This is a genomic window from Advenella sp. S44 (assembly GCF_002810445.1).
Lineage (GTDB): Bacteria > Pseudomonadota > Gammaproteobacteria > Burkholderiales > Burkholderiaceae_B > Advenella.
In genome coordinates this window covers 105,131-131,933 of the sequence record NZ_NEXS01000008.1, presented here as the reverse complement: position 1 = coordinate 131,933, position 26,803 = coordinate 105,131, and the positions used below count along the sequence as shown (strand labels likewise).

General features: G+C 54.2%; 25 protein-coding genes. 21 read left to right on the top strand and 4 right to left on the bottom strand.

Features of this window, described 5'->3' with window-relative positions:
- Window positions 1–48: 48 nt before the first annotated feature.
- Both CAP48_RS13495 and CAP48_RS13490 read left to right on the top strand, forming a co-directional pair.
- Window positions 49–1,470, top strand: a complete 1,422-nt coding sequence (locus CAP48_RS13495; RefSeq protein ID WP_100697571.1) for a 3'-5' exonuclease family protein — start codon at window positions 49–51, stop codon at window positions 1,468–1,470.
- A 131-nt stretch (window positions 1,471–1,601) separates the two neighbouring features.
- Entirely contained in the window at window positions 1,602–2,057 is a 456-nt protein-coding gene (locus CAP48_RS13490) for a YaiI/YqxD family protein (protein WP_100697569.1), read from the top strand.
- On the opposite strand, the gene CAP48_RS13485 is transcribed toward CAP48_RS13490, so the two are convergent.
- Entirely contained in the window at window positions 2,039–3,217 is a 1,179-nt protein-coding gene (locus CAP48_RS13485) for a nitronate monooxygenase family protein (RefSeq protein WP_100697720.1), read from the bottom strand. The two genes, CAP48_RS13490 and CAP48_RS13485, sit on opposite strands and share 19 nt — an antisense overlap.
- 491 nt (window positions 3,218–3,708) lie before the next feature.
- On the opposite strand from CAP48_RS13485, the gene CAP48_RS20090 reads away from it, so the two are divergent.
- Window positions 3,709–4,014 carry a hypothetical protein gene (locus CAP48_RS20090; RefSeq protein ID WP_153045706.1) on the top strand — a complete coding sequence of 102 codons (306 nt, stop codon included), beginning with the start codon at window positions 3,709–3,711 and terminating at the stop codon, window positions 4,012–4,014.
- A gap of 146 nt (window positions 4,015–4,160) precedes the next feature.
- On the top strand, window positions 4,161–4,322 hold the full coding sequence (locus CAP48_RS13475) for a DUF1328 domain-containing protein (protein ID WP_024006252.1): 162 nt from the start codon (window positions 4,161–4,163) through the stop codon (window positions 4,320–4,322).
- Between the two features lie 23 nt (window positions 4,323–4,345).
- On the opposite strand, the gene CAP48_RS13470 is transcribed toward CAP48_RS13475, so the two are convergent.
- Together CAP48_RS13470 and CAP48_RS13465 are read right to left on the bottom strand one after the other, a co-directional pair.
- Window positions 4,346–5,593 carry an MFS transporter gene (locus CAP48_RS13470; protein WP_100697565.1) on the bottom strand — a complete coding sequence of 416 codons (1,248 nt, stop codon included), beginning with the start codon at window positions 5,591–5,593 and terminating at the stop codon, window positions 4,346–4,348.
- A 270-nt stretch (window positions 5,594–5,863) separates the two neighbouring features.
- Window positions 5,864–6,199 (bottom strand): hypothetical protein, encoded by a 336-nt coding sequence (locus CAP48_RS13465; RefSeq protein WP_100697563.1) that lies wholly within the window; start codon window positions 6,197–6,199, stop codon window positions 5,864–5,866.
- Window positions 6,200–6,225: 26 nt separating this feature from the next.
- Between CAP48_RS13465 and ung the strand changes: the two genes are divergently transcribed.
- From ung to CAP48_RS13400, 12 genes are all read left to right on the top strand, one after another.
- Window positions 6,226–6,897: a uracil-DNA glycosylase gene (ung, locus tag CAP48_RS13460; RefSeq protein ID WP_100697561.1), complete on the top strand. Its 672-nt coding sequence runs from the start codon at window positions 6,226–6,228 to the stop codon at window positions 6,895–6,897.
- A 103-nt stretch (window positions 6,898–7,000) separates the two neighbouring features.
- Window positions 7,001–7,690 (top strand): Crp/Fnr family transcriptional regulator, encoded by a 690-nt coding sequence (locus CAP48_RS13455; protein ID WP_100697559.1) that lies wholly within the window; start codon window positions 7,001–7,003, stop codon window positions 7,688–7,690.
- 810 nt (window positions 7,691–8,500) lie between these two features.
- Window positions 8,501–8,809, top strand: a complete 309-nt coding sequence (locus CAP48_RS13445; RefSeq protein ID WP_242444488.1) for a Flp family type IVb pilin — start codon at window positions 8,501–8,503, stop codon at window positions 8,807–8,809.
- Window positions 8,810–8,838: 29 nt separating this feature from the next.
- Window positions 8,839–10,248, top strand: coding sequence for a Tad domain-containing protein (locus CAP48_RS13440; protein ID WP_100697555.1), 1,410 nt, complete (start codon window positions 8,839–8,841; stop codon window positions 10,246–10,248).
- A 1-nt stretch (window position 10,249) separates the two neighbouring features.
- Window positions 10,250–10,960: a hypothetical protein gene (locus tag CAP48_RS13435; protein ID WP_100697553.1), complete on the top strand. Its 711-nt coding sequence runs from the start codon at window positions 10,250–10,252 to the stop codon at window positions 10,958–10,960.
- Window positions 10,961–10,997: 37 nt separating this feature from the next.
- Complete coding sequence (locus tag CAP48_RS13430; RefSeq protein WP_100697551.1) at window positions 10,998–11,717, top strand: hypothetical protein; 720 nt, start codon at window positions 10,998–11,000, stop codon at window positions 11,715–11,717.
- A gap of 16 nt (window positions 11,718–11,733) precedes the next feature.
- Window positions 11,734–12,828: a Flp pilus assembly protein CpaB gene (gene cpaB / locus CAP48_RS13425; RefSeq protein WP_242444487.1), complete on the top strand. Its 1,095-nt coding sequence runs from the start codon at window positions 11,734–11,736 to the stop codon at window positions 12,826–12,828.
- A complete protein-coding gene (locus CAP48_RS13420; RefSeq protein WP_100697549.1) occupies window positions 12,825–14,474 on the top strand; it encodes a type II and III secretion system protein family protein in 1,650 nt (549 codons plus the stop codon). The genes cpaB and CAP48_RS13420 overlap by 4 nt, the downstream gene beginning before the upstream one ends.
- Window positions 14,423–16,369, top strand: a complete 1,947-nt coding sequence (locus tag CAP48_RS13415; RefSeq protein ID WP_242444486.1) for an ATPase, T2SS/T4P/T4SS family — start codon at window positions 14,423–14,425, stop codon at window positions 16,367–16,369. Before CAP48_RS13420 ends, CAP48_RS13415 begins: the two co-directional genes overlap by 52 nt.
- Window positions 16,369–17,214 (top strand): type II secretion system F family protein, encoded by an 846-nt coding sequence (locus CAP48_RS13410; RefSeq protein WP_100697547.1) that lies wholly within the window; start codon window positions 16,369–16,371, stop codon window positions 17,212–17,214. The genes CAP48_RS13415 and CAP48_RS13410 overlap by 1 nt, the downstream gene beginning before the upstream one ends.
- A gap of 8 nt (window positions 17,215–17,222) precedes the next feature.
- Window positions 17,223–18,098, top strand: a complete 876-nt coding sequence (locus CAP48_RS13405) for a type II secretion system F family protein (protein WP_161495263.1) — start codon at window positions 17,223–17,225, stop codon at window positions 18,096–18,098.
- Complete coding sequence (locus CAP48_RS13400; protein ID WP_100697543.1) at window positions 18,099–18,422, top strand: DUF192 domain-containing protein; 324 nt, start codon at window positions 18,099–18,101, stop codon at window positions 18,420–18,422. It abuts the gene before it with no gap.
- A 198-nt stretch (window positions 18,423–18,620) separates the two neighbouring features.
- Here CAP48_RS13400 and CAP48_RS13395 read toward each other — a convergent pair whose 3' ends face one another.
- The gene (locus CAP48_RS13395) at window positions 18,621–19,505 is read right to left on the bottom strand and encodes a LysR family transcriptional regulator (protein ID WP_100697541.1); all 885 of its coding nucleotides are present in this window, start codon (window positions 19,503–19,505) and stop codon (window positions 18,621–18,623) included.
- Window positions 19,506–19,624: 119 nt separating this feature from the next.
- On the opposite strand from CAP48_RS13395, the gene CAP48_RS13390 reads away from it, so the two are divergent.
- The 5 genes from CAP48_RS13390 to CAP48_RS13370 all read left to right on the top strand — a co-directional run bounded on the left by CAP48_RS13390 (window position 19,625) and on the right by CAP48_RS13370 (window position 26,243).
- Window positions 19,625–21,298, top strand: coding sequence for an acyl-CoA dehydrogenase family protein (locus CAP48_RS13390; RefSeq protein ID WP_100697539.1), 1,674 nt, complete (start codon window positions 19,625–19,627; stop codon window positions 21,296–21,298).
- A gap of 73 nt (window positions 21,299–21,371) precedes the next feature.
- Window positions 21,372–22,352, top strand: a complete 981-nt coding sequence (locus CAP48_RS13385) for a tripartite tricarboxylate transporter substrate binding protein (RefSeq protein WP_100697537.1) — start codon at window positions 21,372–21,374, stop codon at window positions 22,350–22,352.
- A 2-nt stretch (window positions 22,353–22,354) separates the two neighbouring features.
- Complete coding sequence (locus CAP48_RS13380) at window positions 22,355–23,497, top strand: CaiB/BaiF CoA-transferase family protein (RefSeq protein ID WP_100697714.1); 1,143 nt, start codon at window positions 22,355–22,357, stop codon at window positions 23,495–23,497.
- Between the two features lie 152 nt (window positions 23,498–23,649).
- Entirely contained in the window at window positions 23,650–25,443 is a 1,794-nt protein-coding gene (locus CAP48_RS13375) for an acyl-CoA dehydrogenase (protein WP_100697535.1), read from the top strand.
- A 155-nt stretch (window positions 25,444–25,598) separates the two neighbouring features.
- The gene (locus tag CAP48_RS13370) at window positions 25,599–26,243 is read left to right on the top strand and encodes a peroxiredoxin (protein WP_100697533.1); all 645 of its coding nucleotides are present in this window, start codon (window positions 25,599–25,601) and stop codon (window positions 26,241–26,243) included.
- Window positions 26,244–26,803: the final 560 nt, after the last annotated feature.

The window sequence follows — 26,803 nt, the reverse complement described above, 5'->3', positions numbered from 1 at the left end:
AGAATAGTGTATAAATGCTGTATAAATTTACAGTAATCTAATCGCCCCATGTCCACTTCCGCTTATATCCCAGAGAAGCCTTTCACCCTAGAGAAGCCTTTCGCTTTTGTCGATGTCGAAACCACCGGCGGATCCGCGTCGACCGATAGACTGACGGAAATTGCCATCATTCGCTATGACGGACACACCGTCAGCGCATGGCAGAGCCTGATCAATCCGGAATGCCGAATTCCGGGCTACATCGAGAGCCTGACCGGGATTACGAGCGACATGGTGGCCGATGCGCCCACTTTCGCCGAACTGGCAGAGCATGTTCAGCAACTGCTGGCGGGCCATATCTTCGTTGCCCATAACGCCCGGTTTGATTACGGGTTTATCAAGAATGCATTTCGGCGGCTGGGGCAGGATCTGAAGGCAAGTATGCTTTGCACCGTCAAGCTTTCCCGCAGGCTGTATCCGCAACACAGGCGTCACGGCCTGGATCAGCTGATTGCCCGGCACGGCCTGAAGATGCAGGACCGGCACCGTGCTTATGATGACGCCTACGCATTGCTGCAGTTCTGGCAGAGAGTCTGTGATGATCATGATCATCAAACCGTTCATGATACCGTTAGGGCGCTGGTGGCGCGGCCATCGCTGTCGGCGCATATTGACCCGGCCGTCATCGATGCGCTGCCCAATAGTTTCGGTGTCTATGTGTTTTATGGTGAGAACGAGTTGCCGATCTACATCGGCAAAAGCAATCGCTTGCGTCAGCGGGTTCTGTCGCATTTTGCCAGTGACCACACCGCGCCCAGGGAGATGAAAATTTCCATGCAAATCCGGCGAATCGAACACATTTGTTGTGCGGGCGAGGTCGATGCGCTACTGACAGAATCGCGATTGATTAAAGCCCGCATGCCCACGTTGAATCGCCAATTGCGCAGACAGAAAGATATTTTCACCTGGCAATTGGTCGAAAAATCTCCCGGGCTCTGGCTTCCGGTGCTCTTGGGCGGCAACGATATTGCAATCGGACAGGGCCGGCATTTATACGGCCTGTTCTCATCGGCGCGTGATGCGCGCGAATCCTTGCTGGCCATCATTAAAAGCGAAAAGCTTTGCAAGGCCACGCTCGGTCTGGAAAAAGTCAACAAAGGCAGCCCGTGTTTTGCCCGCCAACTGAAATCCTGCGCCGGTGCATGTACCGGCGAAGAATCTCCTATTGTCCATTCGGCACGCCTGATGACCGCATTATCCGCATTGAAACTGCGTGACTGGCCATTCGAAGGCGCTGCACTGCTGCGTGAAGGCGGTCTGGTGCATGTCATTCATCATTGGTGCTACCTGGGCACGGCCAGGGATGACGATGAGCTTGACGCGTTGATTGCCAGTGGCACCGGCGATTTCTCCAGAGATACGTACCGCATACTGGTCAAGCATCGGGATAAATTGCTGGATGCCAGAGAAGCCAGCCTGAGGCTGGAGTAAAGGCTAAAGCGCCGTATAATCGGACCCAGCCGGCGCAATGGTGTGCAGTGGCGATAGAATGAACGCAGCAATCGGGACCGGACAGCCACAGGGCAGCTCATCAGGTTGCCTGCGCCGGGAGCAGAAAGAACATGGAAATTTGGGTGGATGCCGATGCGTGCCCGGTCGTAATAAAGAATATTCTGTTCAGAGCCGCTGTGCGATGGCAAGTGAAAACAACGTTGGTAGCCAATCAGATGTTGCATGTGCCCCCGTCGGTCTATATTCAGTCACGGCAGGTACCACGCGGCTTTGACATCGCTGATGCCTATATCAGCCAGCATGCCCGGCCAGGCGACCTGGTGATCACTGCGGATATCCCGCTGGTTGCCGAAGTGCTGGAAAAGGGCGTACAGGCTTTGAACCCGCGTGGCGAGCTGTATTCGAAAGAAACGATACGTGAGCGGCTGGCGATTCGCGACATGATGGAGGAGCTGCGTAGCGCCGGTATCGAGACCGGCGGCCCCAAGGCTTTTGATCAGGCAGACACGCGTGCGTTCGCCGGCCAACTGGACAAACTGCTGGCGCGCTACGCCAGCACGCCATGAGCGGGTGCCGGCGCCGTATTTGCTGTTAGCAGATACTGAATGGTGTCATAAACGCTGCGAATTTGCGGACCAAACGGCAGCGGATCCTTGCCCCGAAAAAACAGGCCCTTGCGTACATCGCCATTGAAGGCGTCGGTCAGGCGCTGGTCAATGCAAAACTGGCCGATCTTCGATATGCCGTCGCGCAGCCCGCATACTTGCAGACAATTCATGCTTTGAACGCAGCGCCGAGGATCGGCCTTGGCCGATGCCTGAAGTTTTTGCTCGTTTTGCAGATATTTGCGCAAATAGGGCGTCATGACCGCTCTTGCCGGAAGCCCGGCCACGGATATGAATTCAACGATATCCTCGTCATGGGCACCAGCCAGCACCTGCTTGAAATTCTCATGTGCGTCGCCTTCGCGGGTAACGGCGAAAGCCGTGCCGATTTGCACAGCAGCCGCTCCCCATTCCAGAAGTGCCGTTCTGATTTTTCGGAAATTGGCCATGCCACCGGCCAGAATGAGTGGGATTTTTTCGCTCTCCAGCTCCAATTGCCGGAATACCTGTGCAGTCTCTTGCAGTACCCGGGAAAAAGAGAAGCGGGCGCTACCCAAATCGTCTATTGTTACTGCGCCCAAATGGCCGCCGGCATGGTTGGGATGCTCAATCACAATCGCATCGGGCAAACGGTTTTTTTTCATCCAGCGCTTGAGCACAATCTGTATGCCACGAGACTCGGACAAAATGGGAATAAGCGCGATATCGGGATGATCTTTTGTCAGGTCGGGCAATTCCAGTGGTAAGCCGGCCCCCATGACAATGGCCTGGGCACCTGATTCGCAGGCCTGCCGCACGAGCGCCGCGTGGTCACTGACCGCCTTCATGACGTTGACGGCAATCATCCCGCGGCCATCAGCCTGTTTCAACGCCTTTTTGATTTCCCGATCCAGGGCGATCCGGTTCAGTCTGTCATAGTGTTCCTGGCTGGCCAGTTTTTTGGACTCTTCCAGCAGATCGGGGTATAGATGACGCAAATCAATGCTGGCAATGGTTCCCAGGGCGTTTTCCCGTGCGACCGCAGCAGACAGTCTGCTGGCGGAAATGCCGACTCCCATGCCACCCTGTACAATGGGCAAGAGCGTGTGATCCTTAATTCGTAGGGGCGGGTAGGAATGCATGTGAAAGTCCAGGTTCGATTGTGCACCAAAGCACCGCGGCCCGCATTCGATATATTGATCGATGTGTGCCGGGGTTTGCGAATTTGTCATTGTGCGTGGTCTGCGCGCTGTCGCCGTTGACAAAAATCAATATCAATTGAAATAAACCATGGGCCGCAGGGCAAAACTGGCGGACAGCATTTACAACATTGCCTGCTAGCATTTACACGAGTACTGGGCAGCACTTACATCATTGCAGCCAGCATTGATAACAATAAATCGAATGGCCTGCTATTGCGGTAGAAAGTCCCTGGCAGGGTGTACCGACAGAGAAATCATCCTTTTGAAACTGATCGAAATCGAGCCAGCGGCGACTGGAAATCCCGCGAAACCCCAGTCATATTTGGTAATAGCAATTGCGATGGCAGGTCATTAATATCGAACCATGTTTTTAGTTTTTCATACACAAGGTTCCGGCATCAACAGGGATGTCGTCAAAAAGGAGTATGACTATGGTCTCCATCAAAAAACGGCTTGCCATCGTGCTTGTCACGCTGACTTTGGGTGTAGCAGGTTCTGCCAGCGCAAGTGATCGTTCGCATGAGGCTCGCTACAGCAGCCATCCCAATTCAATACAGGTTGACCACCGCCATCACGCAGACCGTCATTTACGCAGGGGCCATCCGCGCTACCGTCATCCTGGCTGGCGTAAAAAGCCGCATTATTACAGTGATCATCGCAGGTATGGCAGCCATCATCGCTGGAACCGCCGCCACGACTCGCAGCGACGGTATTATCGTCATCGCGACGTGTGGTAATATTGAATCGCAGTGTTTATCAGGCAAATGGTCAATACCGGCAGTGCCCGATTTCAGTTGAATTACAGATCGCTATACGCAAATGAAGATGCACTACGGGCCTGCGGTTTAAATATCAAGAACTAACAATTTAGCGGGAGAAGCCTATGTTGCACTATGCTGTTGTTTTTTTCATTATTGCCATCATCGCCGCTGTTCTGGGCTTTGGCGGTATCGCGGCCGGCGCCGCGTCCATTGCCAAAATCCTCTTCGTCGTCTTTATTGTCCTGGCCATTTTATCGCTGGTTTTCGGCGGTAGATTCAAGTGAAGCTGTAATGCGGCTTTAACTGGCTACGAGCGGGTGGCATCAGGTTCGGCGGTCTTGCTCATTTGTCGCAAAAGCAATGCTGCGGCAACCAGCATGACCATCCCGGTCATCACGAAGACCGCCGTAAAGCCGGCCTGATTGGCGACCCATCCGCCGGCCAATGGACCTAATACGAGGCCGGCATATTGGGTTGACGTGGCATAGCCGAGCACACCGCCGGCGGTATCGGCCGGCACATTATGCCGGATCATGGCAGTAAGCGCAGGCATAATGCCGCAAAGCGTCATGCCCATCAGAAAACGCAAGGCGATAAATTGCCAGTCTGTCTGGGCAAACCCTTGTAACAGCAACAAAACAGCCGTGGCGACAAAGCTTGCCATGAGCATTTTAAGATGTCCGTGCCTGTCTCCCCAGCGTCCCGCCCTTGACGAAAACAACATGCTGCCAAAGGCCGTAGCCGACATGGCAATGCCGGCCAAGAGCGGAATCTGGTCGGTCAGCGTGTGCAGCGAGGCGAGATACAGCGTGATAATGGGTTCTACCGACATATTGGCAAACATCAATAAAGTCCCGGCCAGCAGCATAAGCAATACCAAATTGCGTTGCGCGCCTGATCGCCAAAAGGAGTAAGTTGTCTCGTTCTTTTGTGCGGGTTTGCGTGGCTTGTGAGTTTCGCTGATCATGAACGCCGTGCAGAAAAACGCGATCAGAATAAAGCCGGCGGCAACAAAAAAGGTTAGGCGGATTCCCAATAGCGCAGGCACGATGCCGCCCACCAGCGGGCCCAGCAGGTTACCGGCAAGGGTGCCCGAGGCCAGCACGCCCACCGCCCAGCCGGTATGCTCGCGCGGCGTCTGGGTGGCCACCAGAATGGTGGCGCCCGATGCGTAGCCTCCCAACAGCCCCACCAGCAGGCGCAACCAGAACAGTTGCCATACTGTTTGAGCGCAACCGATCAGCGCAATGCCAATCGCCATGCCCAGACTGGCGCGAATCAGGATGAGTTTTCTGCCATACCGGTCGGCAAACCGCCCCCATAGCGGCGCCATAATGCCCGCCGCCAGAAAGGTAATGCTGAAAATCCAACCGGACCAGCTCACCACGGCTTGCGGATCGGTCACGCCCAGGTTTTGTATGTATACCGGCAGGATGGGCAGGATCAGCGTCATCGCCAATATGGTCGTGAAGGAGCCGAAAAGACAGACATACAGATTTTTTTTCCAGGCTGCGTGCGGGGCAAGATCTTCGGGCGTATTTGGCAGGGTTGTCATAAAAGGCACATCGTCAGGGATGCAGCGTGTGAACGGTCGGGTGCATGACTCAGTCCAGACTAGCATGCGTATTGTCGCAGGATGCCCCGGGCATAACGCAAACTGGGCGCGCATACCTGGTGCACAGGGGCAAGAGTCACACTTTAAACACAAATACGATAATGCGGCTTAAAAATCTCTGAAAAATAGCGGTTTATGGCAAATATGTGAAGAACCGGTATAGAAGCGGCAGCGTGTACTGATCAGATGTCTTATTTTTACGACGTCGTTTTATTCATCCGAGATCAAAATTCCGGAGCTCCATTTTCCTTGCTGGTCAAAAGCATGCGCGTTGTCCGGTAAATCGGAATCCCCATTTCCCGCTATTTCGCAATCCGCTATGGTGGGGATTTCAAAAGCGATTTTGCGTGGAATGTCGAAATCCGTATTCCCGGGGAATTCGAAACGTCGATTGCCCACTATTTTTCTGTGGATGCTCACAGGCCACAGAAGCCACAGAAGCCACAGAAGCCATAGAAGCAACGGCAGCAGCCGGTGCGTCACCATTTGCTGTTGGCGGCTGACGGCCCGGCAATCGTTGGTACAATTCATTTTTTCATTGACCAATACGGCGCCTGGCGCCGACAAACCATATGACTGAAGACGTCCAGAGCTGGGCCGACGCTATCGGAGCAGAAAAGCAGAAGCCTTATTTCATCTCATTGCGAGAGCGTGTCCTGCAGGCGCGGCAAAGCGGGCAGACGATTTATCCCGTCGAGCGAGATACCTTCAGCGCCTTGCGCCTGACACCCCTGGATAAAGTCAAGGTTGTCATTCTGGGGCAGGATCCCTATCATGGGCCGGACCAGGCCCACGGTCTGGCATTTTCAGTCAAGCCGTCCGTACGCATTCCGCCATCGCTTTTGAATATCTACAAAGAGCTCAAAACCGATATTCCGGGCTTTACCATGCCGGACCATGGTTATCTGGAAAAATGGGCGCAGCAGGGCGTGCTGCTTCTGAACACGGTTTTGACCGTTCAGGCCGGCATGGCCCACTCACATGCTTCGTGGGGTTGGGAAACATTTACGGACCAGGTGATTCAAGCACTGAACGACAAGCGCGAGCACTTGGTGTTTATGCTATGGGGCAACCACGCCAAAAAGAAAGGTCAATTTATAGACAAAAAGCGACACTTGGTTCTGACTGGCGTGCACCCCTCGCCCTTGTCCGCAAGCCGCGGATTTTTCGGGTGTCGGCATTTTTCTAAAGCTAATGAATATCTGGTAGCCCACGGTCAATCGCCAATTGATTGGCAAATCTAAACAAAAATTGATCGAAATGATACGAATTTCTTGACTTGTATCAAAATATTTTTCTGCTAATACTCTCAAAATAGCGCTTATTCGTATTAAAAGGATTAAGCCAATGGTCGGAGGTTGTCTATCTGTTTATGATTTCCTGGCTCGCTTGCCCATGTTCGATGGCTTGTCACCAACAGCAATCAAGACGATAGCGTTGTCAGTCACCCAGCGTTCTTTTTACAAGGGTGCACTAATCCATGACATCGTAGAAAAAGGCGCCGCCCGCAAAGGATTTCATATCGTAGTCAACGGCAGCGCTAAGCTGCTGTTCGTCGCACCCAACGGCGGCGAAAAAGTGGTACGCACGCTGGGACCCGGCGACAGCTTCGGGGAAGAGAGCGTCTTTCTGGACAACATGGAAAGCCTCGTGTCGGCGCAGGCCACCAGCAATATATTCCTGCTGCATATCTCAAAAGAAAGCATGCTGGATCTGATCGAACGTGAGCCGGCGTTTGCCATGCGCATGCTCAGCAACATGAGCCGGCGCGTGTATTCATTGCTCAAGGATGTTGAATCATACACGCTCAAATCGGCCACGCAGCGGGTGGTCGATTACTTTCTCAAACACGCAAACGGCCAGGGCGGCCAATATCGTTTTAATACCAACAAGGCGCTTGTCGCTTCACTGCTGAACATCACGCCAGAGCATTTTTCACGTATTTTGCGAGAGCTGTGCGCGCAACAACTGATAGCGGTAGAGGGCAAAGACGTCTACATTCCTGATCCGGCAAGACTGGAAACCTACGAAAGCTAAAAAATCCTTCGGTGCCTATTTTGGTCGTGTAACCGCGAACGCCGCCAGGAACCGGCGATCTGTCTATTTGCGGCTGTGAGTCTGCGTGGCACTTGGGTGTTTTTGCTGTCGCGCTGCCGGGCAGTTGTGAAACAGGCAAAACCATTGACAAAAAAACCATATATTTTTCTCTTGATATATACGCTGATGGTCGTGAAAAAGCAATATCTGCAACATAGGGCTTTTCTTCGGGAGAAAGTGCAATCCCATGATATTTACCCCTATGATCTGACGATTCTCAGAACGCTATGCTCATATCCCGAATTCTTCAAAGCCATTGAGCTCGCGCTCCATCAACTGAGGTCCCACGCCGATCCACGACAGCGTTGCGTAAATGTCGCGCGGTTTTAGCCTATCTTCCATCGTCCTGCGCATTTGAAATTTTGCTGGTTATCACACAAGCGGGTTGTAGCCGGGTTAATGTCACTGAAAGCGTTGTGGCCAATATCGTTGCGGACTTTTTGGTGGTTTTTTTCTGCAATGCAGACTCTCGTCTGGAACAAGGTTGTGACAGGTCTTTTCCCGTCAGGGAATCTCAACTGAAATTATCGTCGCTTATCGCTCATGTTGTATCACCCATGTCGATAGGGTGTTGCATCAAGTGTCATGGGGCGGCTTTCGCCGTGGGTTATACGCGAACGTGAGTCTGGCCATGGCTTGGCTCAAAGACAAGATATCGAGCATGCAATTGTCGCCGTCGGAATCTGCGAATTGCCGCTGTTGCCGGAGCGCGGCACACTGTCTGCCTCATTAATCACGCGAGGGACAGTTATGAAAGACCATATAAAAATGCAGCAAGGGCGCAATTTGAAATTCCAGCAAGGGCAGGGCATGACGGAGTACATTATTGTGGTTGCCCTGGTAGCTATTTCTGCGATAGCCGTGTTTCAGTTATTTGGCCAGACCCTGCGCTCGCAGACCGCGGCCATTGCCAGGGAACTGGCCGGAGAAGACGGCTCGACCGAATCCCAGGCGGCACGCACCGCGTCTGAACTGGCAGCGGGTCAGACCGCCGCCAAATCACTGAAAAGCTTTACCGGCAACGCAGAGGCTGCGGGCGGCGGCTCAACCGGGCAGTAAGTGCATTTGTCATGAATCGGGCGTATTTGATGAAACACCGCCAGTACCGCCAATGCACGCCGCTTGGTACCCAGCGGGGCCAGGCATTGGTCTTGGGACTTTTCCTGGCCATGCTGCTTGCGGTGGCGCTTATTTATCAGTTTGGCGTGGGGCAGGTCGTAGGACGCAAAGCGAGGCTGATGCATGCCACAGATGCCGCTGCCTATTCGGGTGCGCTGATCCAGGCGCGGGCGCTTAATATGCAGGCCTACATTAATCTGACCCAGACCGCGCATCAGGTGGCGATGGCACACTTGGTGACACTCGGCTCCTGGAGTCTTTTTGCGGCGGCACAAGGGCAGCAACTGGCAAAATTCAATCCGCCCGCTCATGTGATTGGCATGATGTTCGGCGCGCGTCACCTGACTGGGTATACAGCCTCTTCCAGTGCCATGGCGCTACGCAACATGGCCCGGTCAGGGGGTAAGCTGCCGCGTCTGTTCGCCGAACATGATCGAATCGTTCGCCATGTGCTGCAGTCGGCATCTCATGCCATACATCAAAGCATGCAAAGCACACGGGATCGTGCAATTACACAAGTGCTCGAGCAGAACTTTCCCGACAGTACTGTGACGCAACTGTTGCTCCCACGACAGGACACCACCGCCCACGGCCAGACAAGAACTGCCGTGCCAGTCAGTTACCCGCCGGACCGTTCCGCGCCAGTGTCCTGGTCGGCCCGTAACCATCTTGAAAAGTCGTATACGGCGCTTCACAAGCCTGGCGCAGGATACCGCCGCTTTCTTGAAGACGTGGTGGCGCTTTATGACTTTCTTGGTGTGCGCGACCACGTGACGCGCAACGGCTGGATGGTGCATTATCAATGCCCGCATCTGCGTCACGAACTACGCAGGCGTGGACGAACCGTGTTGGATAGCAATGGCAACTGGCAGTCTACCGATACCCTGTCGTATCACGCACTTAGAAGCAATCAATATATTGGTTGTTACTACCGTGAATATCCCATGGGCTGGGGCTGGATAACGGCCCGTGAGGGCAAACCCGGTGCAGATATGCCGTACTCGGAAGAGGCGCCCGGGAATTTCGGTGACATCGATTTCTGGCGTTGGGTAACTCAGGCCACAAGCTGGGACATTTTTACCGGTCGCGCCAATCCGCTGGCAAATTCATATGCAGTGGCCGGCACGCCGCAATGGAAGGGTGGCGGTCTGATTCCGTATTACGATTTGCGTCAAGAACATCGTCATCGCCCATTGGGTTTCACGATCAATGTCACTCAACATTTTTCTGACCAGCCTGCGCTGACTGTAGTCGCATCGGCCGAAACGTTTTACGAGCTGGCCAGCCAGAACAGGCAGTATCGCACTGAACTTGCCGGTATGTGGCATCCGTTCTGGCAGGCGCATCTTGTTGCTAATCCGCCAGCCAGGGAGAACTAATATGCGAAACCAGCAGGGACAGGCAATGGCCGAAGGATTGGTGGTGCTTCTATGCCTGCTTACTTTTTTCTCAGCCATCACATGGCTTGGGCGACTGCAGGATATTGCGCTTTATGAACAGCATGCCAGCCGGTTTGGCGCGTTCGAACTTGCCAGGGCGGCCAATCTGGACCATGCAAAGTTCTCATCACGATTTGTCCACGGACATCATGCGACATGGCGCAATAGGCAAGGTAATGCGCTGGTCGCTGACGAATCGGTTCACGTGACGCTCAACAGGCAAGCCCGGCTGGATTCGGCCGGTCAGCCTGGCGCAACAGAGCGCAATGCGACCCAATTGCGAAAAGAATGGAAGGTGCAAGATAACGGCATCGCTAACGTAGCCATGACGATTCGTCCACTGGTTGTTCCGCAAGCGGCACACGCTCAAAACGCTTCCGGTCTGGCAGCTCATGCTGTGAGCTTTACCGAGAATCTGGCGTTGTTTTTGCGCAGGCATACCGCGATTCTGATCGGGGCGAGCCATGCCACAGATGCCCGTTCCGCACATGATCGCGCCGCCGGCTCAGACACCGCCTGGCGTCGGGTCGCGCGGGCGTCGTATGCCGCCGGAAAACAAATCTCTGCAGTCGCTTCTCGTGTAGATGCGCCGTGGCAGCGGACTGATCCCGTCTTTGACTGGTTCATGCCCTGGGCCGGAAAAAAGCCATAACGTCTGTTTTTTGCATGAAATTTCTCTGGATCATTGTATGCAGATTCTTGTATTCAAACTTATTTTTGTTCTTGTGTCGTTGGTGCTGTATGCCAATGCGGCAGCAACAATGACTGAAAAAAATTTGGCCGCGGCAGCATTGCATGAGGTATGCCGGCAGTTGAAGGTGTGCACGGGCGAGCCGGCGGTATCCTTTGAGCTATTCGGTATGTCCTCAGCCTTCATGATACTGAAACTACAGGAGCCACCCAGGCGATTCATGCAGCGCCTGCACGACATGGCTTCCCCGTTTTCGCAGTTTACACGCGTGGGCAAACAGGTGTTCTACAGTGCTGCGCGGGAGCAAATCAGCCTGCAACTGGTTGTCGATGTTCTCGGAAAGAACACGACCGAGGCACTGCTCAGTGCAATCATTTTTGATCTTGCGCAGATAGGGACAAGCCTCAAAACAGGCGCCTTTCCGCCATCGGAATATCGAGTGCTGCCGCTGTTGCCTGGTGGCGCCAGGCTGCTCATGGACATCTGTTATCCGAATGGTGATCAAACCTGCCATCAGGTCTATGTCTACAGAAACTTGAATGAGCATCAACTTGCCTCTGCAGTGAAAGCGGAACTGGCGGCTGCCAAATGGGTGCCCCAAGGCACAGAGCAGGGTATTGCCACGTGGAATCGGCAAGGCAGAACACTTCGGTATTTCCTGGTCAATGCTCATGGCAACACCATGCTCTATATAATCGCGCCCGCAATATTGTGGTAGGAAAAGGAGCACAAAAATGCAGATTTTCAGACCAAGTCGTCACGCTTTTCTGCTGCTTGCTGCCATCCTGGCAGGTCTGGTCGCTGCCTGGTTTGCACGACGTTATATTCAGGATCATATTCGTGCGCTGGATGAACAGGCCAAAGTGCGTACCGTCAGCCGCATTGTTGCCGACTTCGATCTGCCCGAGGGCTTGAGGCTTGAGCGCCTGCACCTGGCTGTCATGCAGGTACCGGCAAGCTGGGTTCCCAGCGGCAGCATTGCGCCCGAAGATGTGACAAGCATTGAAGGCAAAGTGGTTACTACGGCGCTGCGCAAAGGAGATATTGTGCTACGGGCGAACCTGGCGTCGGCGCAACATCAGGCATTCTCGCAGAAGGTGCGGCCCGGCAGGCGGGCCGTGACTATGCCGGTAGACGCGATCAATTCAGTCTCAGGCATGCTGGTCCCTGGCGACCTGATCGATCTTTATGTGTCGTTCGAGTATCGCAGAAAGCGCATAACGGCGCCGCTATTGCAGGGTGTGCTGGTGCTGGCCACTGGCGGTGAAAGCCAGCCGGGTAACCCGGACAACGAACCCGTTCAGAGCTCGAATTTTTCAACAGTAACGCTCGATACGTCGCCCGAAGAAGCGGCCCGTCTGGTCGCTGCCCGGCAGGCAGGCACTATTACCGCCTTATTGCGACATCCGGACGACGCAAAGGCAACCAACAAGGGCGTACAGGGCGACCTGGCCACAATGCTGGGTATTGCAAAACCGCAGCCGGTTTCGCGTTCCCGACCTTCCGTCATATACGGCAATCAGCCACAACACCGGCTGCCGGCGCTAATCAGCGAGTCCAGATCACAAGTGCGTGATCAATCCAAAGGGATGTTCGAATTGCCCGAGAGCGAAGACATTGTCAGTGCATGGATCAATTCCCTTCCCCGGGGTGCAAGATCGGGTGGTGCCGATCAATTTGAACCAACCAGGGCAAACAATGAGCATCCGATCTCAGTGGATACCGCTTCCGAGAGCAGATCCGACAGTTCCGACACAGGCCCCACCGGTCCTCAAACGGGGCCCGGGCAGGCCATTGCCGCACCTCTCAATTTGCAGGAGACACCATGAAGTTTAATCAGGCTTTTTCCTTTCTGGCTGCGCTCGGATTGGGAATCACGCAATCTTGCGCGTATGCACAGGCTGCCTCGCAAATCACCTTGCAGGTTGGAGACGTCAAGGTATTGCCGTTGTCCGGCCTGGCCCGCGTGGCCGTTGGTAATGGAAACATCCTCAATGCCGTGACCGATGCCGAGAATGAGCTGGTGCTCTTTGCCCGGGAACCGGGTCAGACCGTGCTGAACGTCTGGGATAAAACGAATCAGAGCCAGCAGTTCCACATCCATGTGCGCGCTGCAGGCGAGCAGAAACTCCAACATGAAATACAACGCATGCTTGGCACGATCGGGCATGTTAAGACAACGCAGATCGGAGACAAAATTATTGTCGAAGGCGACAATCTGAGCGATGCCGATCGCGAACGCCTGTTGGTGCTTGTCCGGCATTTTCCGCAAATTGTCGATATGACCAGCCAGATCGGCTGGGATCAAATGGTGTTGCTCGATGTCCAGATTCTGGAGTTACCCCGTAATGTTCTGCAAGAGCTTGGCGTTAAATGGGGCGTTCATACCGGCGGTCTCTCCATGGGCGCCGTCTGGGACACAGGTTCCTCGCGCCTGCAAGCCAGACCGGGCGAGAGCGTGTTGCAGATTCCCTTCAAAGCAGTGGCACCTGTGGGCTATTTTGGTCTGAATGCGCTGCTGTCGGCCTCACTGCAGACGCTTGCCCAGGAAGGGCATGCCGTCGTATTGGCTCAGCCGCAACTGATGGCGCGCAGCGGAGCCACTGCCGAGTTTCTTGCCGGTGGCGAGGTTCCCTATGTGACAACCGACAAGAACGGGCAAAACCAGACGGTATTCAAGCCTTATGGGGTGAGTCTGCACATTACGCCACGCATTCAGAAAAATGGCAACGTACGGTCAAAAATTGAAGTAGAAGTCAGTTCGGTCGATTCGTCAATGGCGCTCAACGGCGGTCCCGCCCTGAAAACACGACGTACTTCGACGGAGTTTAATGTGCAGTCGGGCCAGACCCTGGTATTGGCTGGTTTTATCTCCCGCGACCAATTTCGCAATGCTGATAAATTGCCAGGGATCGGCGATTTGCCCATTCTTGGCGCGCTTTTTCGATCAAACCGGTTTCAGCGCAACGAAACGGAGCTGGCAATCTTCGTGCGACCGGTGGTCGTCTCTGCCGACAATCGCGACTTGCAGACGCGTGCGGCGCGTTCCCGCGCCATTATTAACAATACTTTCCGGGCCGATCCGATACTGAATACACCGGTCGCCGCCGATGAGTCCCACGAAACCCAGCCGGCATCTCCAACAACAAAACGTCACTATCCCATTTGGATACCAGCAGGTCAGCCATGGCGATATTCGCGCACATTGCCAGCGGCACCGCGGTCCGAAGAAGTAGCGGGAGCATACCGGACAGATCGAGAAAAGCGAGCAGATCGCGCAAAATGGGTAGACCGAGCCGACCGAGAAAGTCGAGAAAGGCGAGAAAGGCGAGAAAAAGAGGCCGACAAAGTAAATCGCTCAAAGCGTGATGCCGGGCGCTTGCGAGAACAACGTAGCGCGCCTATACAGGTGCGAAAGTCGCGGTGGAAACCGGTTCTGCGCTTGCGCCGACCCGCAGTAGAGCAACGTTTCTGAAGGTGGAACCGATGATTGTCATCGATATGCATTTTGAAGACGGAACAGTGGTAAAACGTCAATACGTCTTGCCAGCCATTGTCGGGAGGCACAAGGATTGCCCAATCAGCTTGCGCAGTTGGCGGGTGGCCCGTCAGCATGCGCGCCTGGTGCGCCGACAGGCGGGTGTGTTTGTTGAAGACCTGGGAACGCTTGCTGGTACGCTGGTCAATGGCTTGCGCATAACCGAGTACGGACCCCTGGCCATTGCAGATGAAATATTAATCGGCCCCTGCCGCATGGTGGTCATTGACTTGTCCATGGTGGGTCCTCTGCATGGAAATGGGCATGGAAATGCGGGTGCGAACCCGGACCTGAAACCCGATGCGGAGATCGGACACGATTGCGCGCAACCGGCAACAGATAGCGTTTCTTTAAATTTTCAACCAGGGCACGGCGTGTCGGATACACGTAGTGTTCAGGAGCCCCGTATAGATAGGCCTGTGCTCGTCCCTCGGTCCGAATCGGAGGGCCAGTCGGATCACAAACGCGATAGAAAATACCCAAGTACAGATCAAACCAATTGCACACGTTATCAGCAGTGGCAATTGCAACTGCATTCGAGTCTGCTGCAGGCGCTCGACCTGCGCCGCAAGGATGTATCGCAAATGACAGATGCGGCGCTGCGTCTGGAGGCTGCCGGTATGCTTGACCGAATTGTGGCAGAAAACCTCACCTTGCCCGCCGACGTGGACCGTGAACGACTAAAGCGAGATGTGCTCGACGAGGCGATCGGGCTCGGACCGCTGGAACCGTTATTGGCGGATCCGGCCATCACTGAAATCATGGTCAACCGTTATGACGAGGTGTTTGTCGAGAAAGCGGGGCGACTGTTTCGTTATGACGGTGCATTCAGCAGTGAGAAATCCGTGCTTGGGGTGATTGAGCGCATTGTCACACCGTTAGGGCGTCGGGTCGATGAAAGCTCGCCAATGGTAGATGCGCGTCTGAAAGACGGTTCGCGGGTCAATGCCGTCATTCCGCCCATCGCCTTGCGCGGCGCAAGCCTGACAATTCGCAAATTCCCCGACTTTCGACCGGGTATGCAGGATTTGCTTCGGCTGGGCTCGCTTGATACCGCCATGCAGCAATTTCTCGCCCTGTGTGTGCGGCATCGCAGAAACATGATTGTTTCGGGCGGCACCGGTTCTGGTAAAACCACGCTGCTCAATATTCTGTCCAACTGCATTCCCGAGCATGAACGGATTATCACGATCGAAGATGCCGCAGAGTTGCGGCTGGATCATGACCATCTGGTATCACTGGAAGCCCGCCCGGCCAACCTTGAGGGCAAAGGTCAGGTGCTGATACGCGATCTGGTCAGAAACGCGCTACGCATGCGTCCGGACAGAATCGTGGTCGGCGAGTGCCGGGGCGCGGAGGCATTTGATATGCTCGCAGCCATGAACACGGGCCACGAAGGATCTTTGACCACCTTACACGCAAATACGCCAAGGGATGCACTGGTGCGGCTGGAAACCATGATTCTGATGGCAGGAATGGACCTGCCGCTAGCCGCGGTGCGCGAACATATCGCCGGTAGTATCGACTTCATTGTTCAGCAAAGTCGCCTGCCTTGTGGTCGACGCGTCATCACTTCAATCACAGAAGTATGTGGACTGGAAAGTGGCATCATCAAGTCACAGGAAATTTTTCGCTTTGATCGCAAGGGCACCGGCGCGTTTATGGGCATGGGTATTGCGCCCGATTGCTTTGATGCTTTGCGTGCTCAGGGCGTGTCTATTGATATGCAAATGTTTAGCCAATATACTCCAGCCCCGTCCGGCGCCAAGGCGTTTGTTGCGAGGGGCAGGCAATGTGCATCGCAGCGGGAGCAGTTGCAGGAGCGTGCCTGATGATCTGGATATTTCTGCTGTTTGTCGTTATTTTTATTGCACTTGCATTTGTTCTGCTACAGCGCTTACTTGGTCAGGTATTGAAAATCTGGGAAGTTCGCATGAAGTCAGATACAAGCCGCAGGCTACAGGATTTTTTTCTATTTATCGATCCGTCAGCACTGTGGTCCGGCAACATCGTGCTGTCGGTCTCACTGGCGCTGATCACCTGGTTGCTAAGCGGCTTGTGGTGGATTGCCATGATCGTGGGTTTACTGGTTTTTCTGGCGCCCGGCTGGATTGTCGCCAGATTGCGCCAGCGACGCCTCGCTCAATTTGACAGGCAGTTGCCCGCGATGCTGCTGGCGCTGGCCGGTGCATTGCGGGCCGGAGCGGGGGTCCATGCAGCAATCGGCCAAGTCACGGCAGAAATGGCGCCGCCGCTATCGCAGGAGTTCGGTCTGATGCAACGCCAGCAACGACTTGGGGTCTCGTTCGAACAGAGCCTTGACGATCTGTTTGTCCGTATGCCTTCAGAATCCGCGGGCCTACTGGTTTCGGCGCTGAAAATCGCGACGCAAAGCGGCGGAAATCTTGCCGAGGCCCTCGAACGCATCGCACAAACGTTACAGTCCCGCCTGCAGGTACAAGATCGGATTCGGGCGCTGACCTCACAGGGAAAAATGCAGGCCTGGGTGATGGCGGGATTGCCGTTGCTTTTGCTGGTGGTACTCAATATGCTGGATCCGGAGGCGATGCACCTGATGTGGTTTCATCCGGCAGGATGGGTTGTACTGACCGTGGTCTTGTTCCTGGAAGCATTGGGTATCTGGCTGATTCGCAAGATTGTGAATATCGATATTTAGGTGTCACTATGTCATTCTGGATCAGTTGTGTACTCACCGGCATTTCCATTTGTCTTTGTCTTTATCTGTTTCTGTCGCCGGCAAGCAACCGGACTATCGTGCCGCAAGCCTATCGAAAGAACAGAGTACTGGTCTTGCTGTGGCCATGGATCTATGCCCTGGGGCATGCCGTGCTGCCGTTCATGTCGTGGAAGTATCGTGCGCGTTTATGGTCATTGCTACGCAGCGCAGGATTCGATCGTATGGCACAGATCGATCATGTTGCGGGAATCCAGTCGCTAGCCGCCTGCGCGCTGGGCGCCAGTGGCGTCATTCTGCAAATGCCGCAATTGATCGCAAACCCGTTTACAGTGATGGCGACAGCGCTGTTCATGACGTTGGTCGGTTTTTTCCTGCCGCTACTATGGCTACGGGACCGTGCAGCCAGACGCAAGCATAAAATCCTGCGTGAGTTGCCTTTTCTTCTGGATATGACTACGTTGTGCGTAGAGGCAGGCCAGAATCTACAAGGCGCACTGTATTGCACTGCCAATCTGTGCTCACCGGGTATCCTGCGCGATGAATTAAGCTATTGCTTGGGTGAAATACGCACCGGCAAACCGCGCATTGAAGCACTTAGGGCCATGGCCGAACGAACCGGCATCGAAGAGGTCATGCTGTGGGTGGCATCCATCGCCCAGGCAGAAAGCATGGGAATGGCGCTAGGCCCATTATTGCGATCGCAATCGGATCAGCGCCGGCAGGAGCGTTTTAATCGTGCTGAAAAACTCGCTTTGGAGGCGCCGGTCAAAATGCTGATGCCGCTGGTTTTCTGTATTTTTCCGTGCACATTTATCGTACTGGCATTTCCCATCGCGATGAAAATCCTGCAGTCAGGAGTGTAAATGCGTGCCTATTCTTTGATCACCTTCGATCGCTATTTTCAGCGGCTGATCGGCCTCATGGGAAAGCGAAGCATTAACCCGCACCATGTCTTCCATTTTGTTCCTTGCAATAGCGTCCATACCTTTGGAATGGCGATCCCGTTGACCATCATTTTTCTGGACAGGCAAATGCATGTGCTGCATGTGATCGCTGAGCTTGTGCCTTGCCGGGTAGCGTGGCAGCGGCATGCCAGCTCAGTGCTTGAGATGCGGGCCGGCGCCATTGCGTCGATTGAGCAGGCAAGCGCGCTGGTTGAATTTTTATTCTTCAAATGCAAGGGATGAGAAGAGGGGCGCTATCGCCTTACGGCAAGGGCGAAGTTGGCCTTGAGCGTTACAACCGCCCCTGAGCAGTCAGCACCCACGGTATCGATAAAGAAGCCTTCAATCAACAAGGGCTACCCCAGGTCAGCAAGCACGCCTCCCATCAGCAAATAACGGGCCCTTCAGCCAGCGACATAATTCTCAAAGACTACCGGGCAGTCATGGCGTGCCATAGAACGCAAGAATAGTTCGGATAGCATGGTTGATTACGGCGTCATCTCTTTTTCTGGACCAGATCACAGACGTTATAGAGCGCTGAGTATGCGCAAATTCCAGAAAATGCAGATTAGGCAGGCCACAATGGCGCATGCAGGCAGGCACCAGCGAGACTCCCATGTTGTGCGATACCAAACTCAGGATACTCAGCCAGTGGCGCGTTTCATCCACGGCCTTGGGAAAGAACCCAGCGCTGATACACATCGATAGAAGGATTTCGTAATAAACCGGCGATACATGGCGGGAAAAAAAGATAAACCGCTGCGCACTGAAGTGCGTCAAGGTAAGCGCACTTTCTTGAAGTATCGGATTATCCTTGTGAACGCATAACAGAAACGGCTCAGTGACAATGATTTTGTCTTGTAGCTCGGCGGGCAGGCGGTTGCTGTGGATAAACCCCACATCGACATGTCCCATTGCGACTTTATCGATAATATCACTCGAGTTGGACTCGGCCAGTTCAATCTCGATTGTGCCGTCCTCAGGAGCAAGCTGGCCCAATAGCCTGGGCAGCCCCCGGTAGACCATCGAGCCTACAAACCCGATCCGCAAACGGCCACGTTCGGTCGTATGCTGCAGGCGGTTTTTGATCGAACTGGCGTGTCCGAGCAGGAAAAGCGCTTCCTTATAAAGTATGGCGCCAGCAGGTGTCAGACTGACATGCCGACTGTTACGCTCGAACAATTGCACCCCCATCTTGGCTTCAAGCTGGCGGATGGCCAGACTCAAGGGGGGCTGTGAAATGTTCAGGCGAGCCGCCGCCTTGCTGAAATTGAGTGTTTCGGCAACGGCAACAAAATATCGGAGAGCACGTAGTTCCAGATCCATATCTATCTTTATTTTTATCTATATATTATAAGTATAGATCCAAACAGAAATAGTATTTCCGAATATACCTGGTTTTATTTACGCTGTGAACATTCATTGCGTTCAGAAAGGCCGGAATCATGGAGACCAATAATATTCCCGATAGTCGTGGCAGTAATTTCTTTACGCTGGACCCGTACTCCAGTGCATTGTTGAAAACCTATTTGCCACCGCCGCTGTTTGCCCATCTATTGCCTGTTTTCGAGGAACTGGGCGCAGCCGTGGGCGGGCGACTGGACGAGTTGGCCGATACCGCAGACAAAAATCCGCCGCACTTGTTGGTACGAAACCGGCAGGGTCAGGATGCCTGCACCGTTACCCGGCATCCGGCTTACGTCGAACTGGAAAAAGTTGCCTATGAAAAGCTCGGGCTGGCCGCTATGGCGCATCGCCCTGGGGTTTTGGGCTGGAGCCAGCCTTTTCCACCCGTTGCCAAGTATGCCCTGACGCATTTATTCGTGCAGGCAGAATTTGGACTGTGTTGCCCGGTGAGCATGACCGATTCCCTGGCAAGAACACTGAAAAAATTCGGTGATCCTGCCTTGGTCGAACAGGTCTTGCCGCAGGTGACAGCCATTGAGTTTGCCGACTTGCAGCAAGGCGCCATGTTCATGACTGAACAGGCCGCCGGATCCGATGTGAGTGCCACTCAGGTTGTGGCCGAGCTCCAGGGCGATGGGCACTGGCGCCTGACCGGTGATAAGTGGTTTTGTTCGAATCCGGACGCCGGCTTTGCCATGGTGTTGGCGCGCAGTGAAGAAACAGCGGGACTCAAGGGAGTCTCGTTGTTCCTGTTGCCCAAAATCTGCCCTGATGGCACGGCCAATCCGTATCGAATATTACGTTTGAAAGACAAGCTCGGTACACGGTCAATGGCCAGTGGTGAGATCAGGCTGGAAGGGGCTTTTGCATGGCTCGTTGGCGAGCGAGGCAAAGGCTTTCAGCAAATGGCCGATATGATCAATAACTCCCGGCTTTCTAACGGAATGCGTGCCGCCGGCCTGATGCGGCGGGCGGTGAGCGAGGCAGTGTATTTTTGCAGTCACAGGAAAGCATTTGGCAAGCGGCTAATAGAAATGCCATTGATGCAGCGGCAACTGGTCAAGATGATGACCCGGGCAGAGCAGGCGCGCACGGTGATGTTTCAAACCGCAATGGCGCTGGAAAAGGCCGATGGCGGCGATGCGTTTTCCAAGGATCTACTTCGGATTCTCACCCCGCTAATCAAATTTCGTGCTTGTCGCGATGCCCGCGTTGTTACTGGCGATGCCATGGAAGTGCGTGGCGGTTGTGGTTATATCGAAGAGTGGGTTGAGTCGCGTCTGATGCGCGATGCACATTTGGGCTCTATCTGGGAAGGCACCAGTAATATTGTGGCGCTGGACGTGTTGCGGGCGATACGCAAGAGTAACGGGCTGCAGGCGTTGCAGAGCCATGTGCAGTCCCTGTTGCAAACTGGCACGCCATGCATTCAATCGATGAACGCACTGCAAGACGAGTGCATCGACAGGGCATTTGTATTGGCGCGTCGTGTCGCGGACTGTGATGACGCAGTCATGGCGCGCCAGGTCGCATCGGCACTGTATCACGTGATATCGCTCGCCGGCATGCGCTGGGAAGCATCGCAAGCCGGACTTCAAACACGGGCCGTACTGGCTGACCAGGTCTTGCTGCATCGGCTGGCGCCGCGCGATCCGTTATCACAATTGAAATCTGAGGCCGATATGCAGGTGTTGCTGGCTTACGCCTTGTAATTGAAACACATCATATTTTCACAAGATGCATAACGGGCAAGGCTGCCACAGTTGTGCGCACAGGAGCAGACTCATGAATCGATTAAAAATGTATGGCCTGGCCGCGCTGTTGGCGTGTCTGGCGATCCCAGGCGCGGCGATTGCCGCTGATAAATTTCCCGCAGAGGTGGTAAAACTCGTGGTGCCATACCCGCCGGGCGGTCCCACCGATGCACTGGCTCGCCGGCTCGCTCAGGGAGCAGGCGAGAAGCTGGGCACGACCATCGTGGTTGAAAATAAGGCCGGTGCCAACGGCAATATCGGCGCCGAATACGTGGCGCGCGCCAAGCCGGACGGCTACACCATCATGTTCGGCACTTCCGGTCCGCTGGCAATCAACAGCAGCATGTATAAAAAGCTCGGATACCAGCCGGAAACCAGTTTCACACCGATCATGAAAATCGGACACTTGCCCAATATCCTCGTGGTCAACCCAAGGGTTCCGGTAAAGAATGTGCAGGAGCTAATCAGCTACGCCAAGGCCAATCCTGAGAAAGTTACTTATGCCTCATCCGGCACGGGTGCGTCGTCACATCTGGCAGGCGTGTTGTTCAATACGATGGCCGGCACCAGCATATTGCATGTGCCCTATAAGGGAACCGGTCCTGCGCTTAATGACCTGCTGGGCGGACAGGTTGCTATGGCGTTTACCGATGTACTCACCGCATTACCTCACATTCGCGACCATAAATTGAACGCGCTGGGCTTGGCGGCGGCCGAGCGCTCAAAAGCCCTTCCCGAATTGCCGACGATTGCGCAGCAGGGACTCGACGGTTACGACGTCAGTGTCTTTTTCGGCATTGTCGGTCCGGCGGGTATGCCGGACGCGGTTGTCTCGTCATTGAACGACGCGTTCCGAACTGCCATGACCGAACCCGATATCCAGGCCACGCTGGCCAGTCAGGGCATTGTCGAGGCGGAGCAGAAAACACCAGAGGAATTGGCTGGGTTTATTCGCAGCGAAGTGAAAAAATGGCATGACGTAATGAGTAACGCATCTATTGAGCTTAATTAATGATGACCACGACACGACCTCATACGCAGGCCGGTTCTCTGAACGGACTCTGCATTGTCGATCTGACCCGCGTGCTCGGCGGACCCTACTGTACGCAAATTCTGGCTGATCACGGCGCTGAAGTGCTCAAGATAGAGCCGCCTGCGGGCGATGAGACACGAGGCTGGGGGCCGCCCTTTATTGACGACACCGCAGCTTACTTCATGGGCGTCAACCGTAATAAAAAAGGCCTTGTCGCTGATCTGTCTACAGAGAGCGGGCAGCACTTTCTGCGCGGCTTATTGCAGCATGCCGATGTTCTGATCGAAAACTTCAAGCCGGGAACGCTGGAAAAATGGGGGCTGGGCAAGGATACGCTGCACGAGGCATTTCCGCGGTTGATCCATTGCTGTATCAGCGGCTTTGGCGCCGATGGGCCGCTGGGCGGCCTGCCTGGCTATGATGCTTGCGCCCAAGCATTGTGCGGGCTGATGAGTGTAAATGGAGAAAAGGGCGGCGACCCGACGCGCGTGGGACTGCCGGTCGTCGATATGGTGACCGGATTGAATGCGGCAATTGGCGTATTGCTTGCTGTTAACGAGCGCAGAGCTAGCGGAAAAGGGCAATATCTGGACATTTCGCTCTTTGACTGCGCGGTATCGCTGCTGCATCCGCATGCGCCGAACTATTTTGCCAGCGGCAAGGTGCCGGGCCTGACCGGCAATGCGCATCCCAATATTGCGCCTTATGAAAGTTTTCCAACGGCCAATGGAGAGCTGTTTCTGGCAGTCGGCAATAACCGGCAGTTTGCCACGCTGTGCCGCGTGCTGGCGCACCCGCAGATTGCCCAGGATTCGCGCTTTATTGATAATGCGCAACGTCTGGCTAATCGGCAGGCCTTGCATGAACAACTGGTTCAAGTGCTGGCCGCATACCAGGCGTCCGAGCTGGCAGATGAACTGATGCAGGCAGGCGTGCCCGCATCACCCGTCAATAATGTGGCCCAGCTGCTGGCGCATCCGCACACCAGTCATCGGAACATGGTGATCGAGCATGGCAACTATCGCGCCATTAATTCACCAATCAAACTGTCGCGCACACCCGCGCGCTTTCGGTCGCTGCCGCCGGGCTTTGGTGAGCACAATAGTGAATACGCTAAAGAATGATTTGTTCAAACGCCGTTTAAATCGGACCGTCTGGTTCCGTTTTTACGGATGGTGTAATATTGATTTGACAGGCTTTATCTGGAAATTCGCCCAGGGCGTGCCAGCTCGCAACGCCGCCATTATTCATTCTAATACGACACCATGAGACAGACATGACATACAAAACCCCACTGGATGATATTTTTTTCAACCTTAAGGACATGGGGCTGCTTGAGCAGGTATTAGCCCTGCCGGGATACGAGGAAATCGGCGACGACATCGTCGAGGCCGTCTTGCATGAAAACGCAAAATTCGTTCAAGAGGTGGTGGCCCCCACCAACAAGGAGGGCGATAATCACGGTGCCAAATGGGATAATGGTAAAGTGACCACGCCGGCTTCCTTTGCCAACGCATTCAAGGCGTTTGCCGAGGGTGGCTGGCAGGGATTACAGCATACGCCAGATCTGGGTGGTCAAGGTTTCCCGAAGCTGATTTCGGCCATCGTGTCCGAGAACCTGAATGCAGCGAACCTGTCTTTTGCCCTGTGTCCGTTGCTCACCGACGGCTGCATTGAAGCCATCACCCAGGCAGGCAGCGAAACGCTTAAAAAGACGTTTGTGCCACCGATGCTTGAAGGGCGCTGGACCGGCACCATGAATCTGACCGAGCCTCAGGCGGGATCGGACCTGGCCCTGCTCAACACCAGGGCGATTGCCCAGGATGACGGGACTTACCGTATCAGCGGCCAGAAAATCTTTATCACTTACGGTGATCATGACCTGGCGGAAAATATTGTGCATCTGGTGCTGGCCCGCACGCCTGATGCGCCCAAAGGCGTCAAGGGCATCTCCCTGTTTGTGGTGCCCAAGTTTCTGGTCAACGAGAACGGCTCTCTGGGCAAGCGCAATGACGTCTGGTGCGCCTCCATTGAAGAAAAACTGGGGATCCACGGCAGTCCCACCGCCGTTCTTTTATACGGCGCCGGCAAAGGCGAAGTGGGCGAGGGGGCGATCGGCTATCTGGTTGGCCAGGAAAATTTCGGGCTGCAATATATGTTCATCATGATGAATGCCGCCAGGTATAACGTGGGCATTCAGGGCATTTCCGTTTCCGAACGCGCGCTGCAGCAGGCAACTGCCTATGCTGCAGATCGAGTGCAGGGCAATCTGCTGGAGGGCTCAGCCGGGCCGGTCACCATTGACCACCATCCTGATGTCCAGCGTCTTTTGATGACCATGCGCGGACTGACCGAAGGCGGTCGCGCCGTGGCGCTGTATGCTGCCATGTGCAATGACGTCGCCCACCAGCATACCGATGAAAAGACCCGTGATTTGCACCGTGCCCAGTATGAGTACCTCGTTCCTATCGTAAAAGCCTTTTCTACCGAAAATGCGGTTGAAGTCGCCTCGTTGGGCATGCAGGTACATGGAGGCATGGGATATATTGAAGAAACAGGCGCGGCCCAGTATTATCGCGATGCGCGTATTTTGCCGATCTATGAAGGCACGACCGCTATCCAGGCTAATGATTTCATCGGGCGCAAGATTCTGCGCGATGGCGGCGCGGTCAGTCGCGGCTTTCTTGCCGCGATGTGTGATACGGTCAATGCACTGAACCAGCATCCGGAAGATGCGGCGCTGGCCTTTATCGGCGCGCAATTGCAAGTTAGCGTGCAGGCGTACGAGAACGCCCTGGATGCAACACTGGCATTTGCCACCAAGGGTGCCATGCGCAGTGCTTTTGCTGGCAGTGTTCCCTTTCTGATGCTCGCCGGTTATGTTCATGCAGGCTGGCATCTGGCTAACGCGGCTCTCAAAAGCCGGGAACGGCAGTCTGATGTGCACAAGCAAAAAACGGCGACAGCGGTATTTTATGCCGCTCACTTATTACCAAGGGCGCTGGCATTGTCATCTGCCATCAAGGCCGGCGACAATGTGCAGGAAGCATTCGCAGCAGTATTTTCCTAAAGCGCGCAAGCGCAGTGAATATGTTTTAATATGCAAATTGGGTATATCAAAATTATTATTTATTCTTTTAAGGTATAAACATTTTTTGACATAATCCCGGTATACAGTGCGAGGCCATTGGCTTCGCACATTCCCCAAGCTTACAAGGAGATACCATGAGCACAACACTGCGTTTGGGCGATACCGCCCCCGATTTTGAACAGAATTCGTCCACCGGCCCTATCAAGCTTCACGAGTTTCTGGGCGACAGCTGGGGTGTTCTGTTTTCTCACCCGGCCGACTTTACGCCTGTCTGCACGACTGAACTGGGCTATACAGCAAAGCTGGCCGACGAATTTGCCAAGCGTAATGTGAAAGTGCTGGCTGTATCAGTAGATGATGCCGACTCACATAATAAATGGATCGAAGATATCAACGATACGCAAAGCACAACGGTGAATTTCCCCATTCTTGCCGACGATGATCGCAAAGTGTCCACGCTTTACGACATGATTCATCCGAATGCGAGCGCCACTGTCACCGTGCGCTCAGTATTTATTATTGATCCGGCCAAGAAAATTCGCCTGATTATTACCTATCCGGCAAGTACAGGTCGTAATTTCAATGAAATCCTGCGCGTCATCGATTCGCTGCAGTTGACCGACTCTCACAGTGTGGCAACGCCAGTCAACTGGGAAGATGGTCAAGACGTGATCATCGTTCCGTCATTGAAAGATCCTGAAGTGTTGAAACAGAAGTTCCCGAAAGGCTTCACAGAAGTCCGTCCATACTTGCGTACCACGCCGCAGCCTAACAAGTAAGACACGGCCAGATCAGACACGGCCACATAAACCAGAGCCGTTGTTCCGTCCTGATGTTGCCTTCAGGGCCGCTGCTTTTGGGCTGCCCTGAACCTGTCGGCTGTCCAGACATTTCGGCAGTTGCAATAAAAAGCCATGACATAGAACCGTCATGGCTTTTTTATTTGCGGTATCCGTAGTTCTTACGGCAGCAACGGGATTGCTGGGCGCAAAAACGTACGACCCGATGAAAGGCAAGGACGCCAGGGACAAACGCTGTCTGATGCAGCCATGCGGTGGCAACAGCATATCTTCAGGATGTTGATTTAAAAGAAAAATATCAGTCTGGGAGGGTTGGAAACGAAGTGTGAATGCAACATACGCGTGCGAAGTCACAAAATTGCGCTTGCAAAAAATACTGTATGGATATACAGTATTACTTATCGCAATGCATAGTCGCGATATAACTAGATTAGGGTCCTAGTTATCGCTTGCCCGTCGTCGAATGTAGTTTCAATTTGGTGTTTTCCAGCATTCAAATTGTAATTCGACCCCGGGCAGGCACCTCTTAACTTTTGGAG

Excerpts from the sequence above, each read along its gene's own strand:
- CAP48_RS13495 (WP_100697571.1), top strand. The coding sequence starts at position 49 with ATGTCCACTTCCGCTTATATCCCAGAGAAGCCTTTCACCCTAGAGAAG.
- CAP48_RS13490 (WP_100697569.1), top strand. The coding sequence starts at position 1,602 with ATGGAAATTTGGGTGGATGCCGATGCGTGCCCGGTCGTAATAAAGAAT.
- CAP48_RS13485 (WP_100697720.1), bottom strand. The coding sequence starts at position 3,217 with ATGCATTCCTACCCGCCCCTACGAATTAAGGATCACACGCTCTTGCCC.
- CAP48_RS20090 (WP_153045706.1), top strand. The coding sequence starts at position 3,709 with ATGGTCTCCATCAAAAAACGGCTTGCCATCGTGCTTGTCACGCTGACT.
- CAP48_RS13475 (WP_024006252.1), top strand. The coding sequence starts at position 4,161 with ATGTTGCACTATGCTGTTGTTTTTTTCATTATTGCCATCATCGCCGCT.
- CAP48_RS13470 (WP_100697565.1), bottom strand. The coding sequence starts at position 5,593 with ATGACAACCCTGCCAAATACGCCCGAAGATCTTGCCCCGCACGCAGCC.
- ung (WP_100697561.1), top strand. The coding sequence starts at position 6,226 with ATGACTGAAGACGTCCAGAGCTGGGCCGACGCTATCGGAGCAGAAAAG.
- CAP48_RS13455 (WP_100697559.1), top strand. The coding sequence starts at position 7,001 with ATGGTCGGAGGTTGTCTATCTGTTTATGATTTCCTGGCTCGCTTGCCC.
- CAP48_RS13445 (WP_242444488.1), top strand. The coding sequence starts at position 8,501 with ATGAAAGACCATATAAAAATGCAGCAAGGGCGCAATTTGAAATTCCAG.
- CAP48_RS13440 (WP_100697555.1), top strand. The coding sequence starts at position 8,839 with ATGAAACACCGCCAGTACCGCCAATGCACGCCGCTTGGTACCCAGCGG.
- CAP48_RS13435 (WP_100697553.1), top strand. The coding sequence starts at position 10,250 with ATGCGAAACCAGCAGGGACAGGCAATGGCCGAAGGATTGGTGGTGCTT.
- CAP48_RS13430 (WP_100697551.1), top strand. The coding sequence starts at position 10,998 with ATGCAGATTCTTGTATTCAAACTTATTTTTGTTCTTGTGTCGTTGGTG.
- cpaB (WP_242444487.1), top strand. The coding sequence starts at position 11,734 with ATGCAGATTTTCAGACCAAGTCGTCACGCTTTTCTGCTGCTTGCTGCC.
- CAP48_RS13420 (WP_100697549.1), top strand. The coding sequence starts at position 12,825 with ATGAAGTTTAATCAGGCTTTTTCCTTTCTGGCTGCGCTCGGATTGGGA.
- CAP48_RS13410 (WP_100697547.1), top strand. The coding sequence starts at position 16,369 with ATGATCTGGATATTTCTGCTGTTTGTCGTTATTTTTATTGCACTTGCA.
- CAP48_RS13405 (WP_161495263.1), top strand. The coding sequence starts at position 17,223 with ATGTCATTCTGGATCAGTTGTGTACTCACCGGCATTTCCATTTGTCTT.
- CAP48_RS13400 (WP_100697543.1), top strand. The coding sequence starts at position 18,099 with ATGCGTGCCTATTCTTTGATCACCTTCGATCGCTATTTTCAGCGGCTG.
- CAP48_RS13395 (WP_100697541.1), bottom strand. The coding sequence starts at position 19,505 with ATGGATCTGGAACTACGTGCTCTCCGATATTTTGTTGCCGTTGCCGAA.
- CAP48_RS13390 (WP_100697539.1), top strand. The coding sequence starts at position 19,625 with ATGGAGACCAATAATATTCCCGATAGTCGTGGCAGTAATTTCTTTACG.
- CAP48_RS13385 (WP_100697537.1), top strand. The coding sequence starts at position 21,372 with ATGAATCGATTAAAAATGTATGGCCTGGCCGCGCTGTTGGCGTGTCTG.
- CAP48_RS13380 (WP_100697714.1), top strand. The coding sequence starts at position 22,355 with ATGACCACGACACGACCTCATACGCAGGCCGGTTCTCTGAACGGACTC.
- CAP48_RS13375 (WP_100697535.1), top strand. The coding sequence starts at position 23,650 with ATGACATACAAAACCCCACTGGATGATATTTTTTTCAACCTTAAGGAC.
- CAP48_RS13370 (WP_100697533.1), top strand. The coding sequence starts at position 25,599 with ATGAGCACAACACTGCGTTTGGGCGATACCGCCCCCGATTTTGAACAG.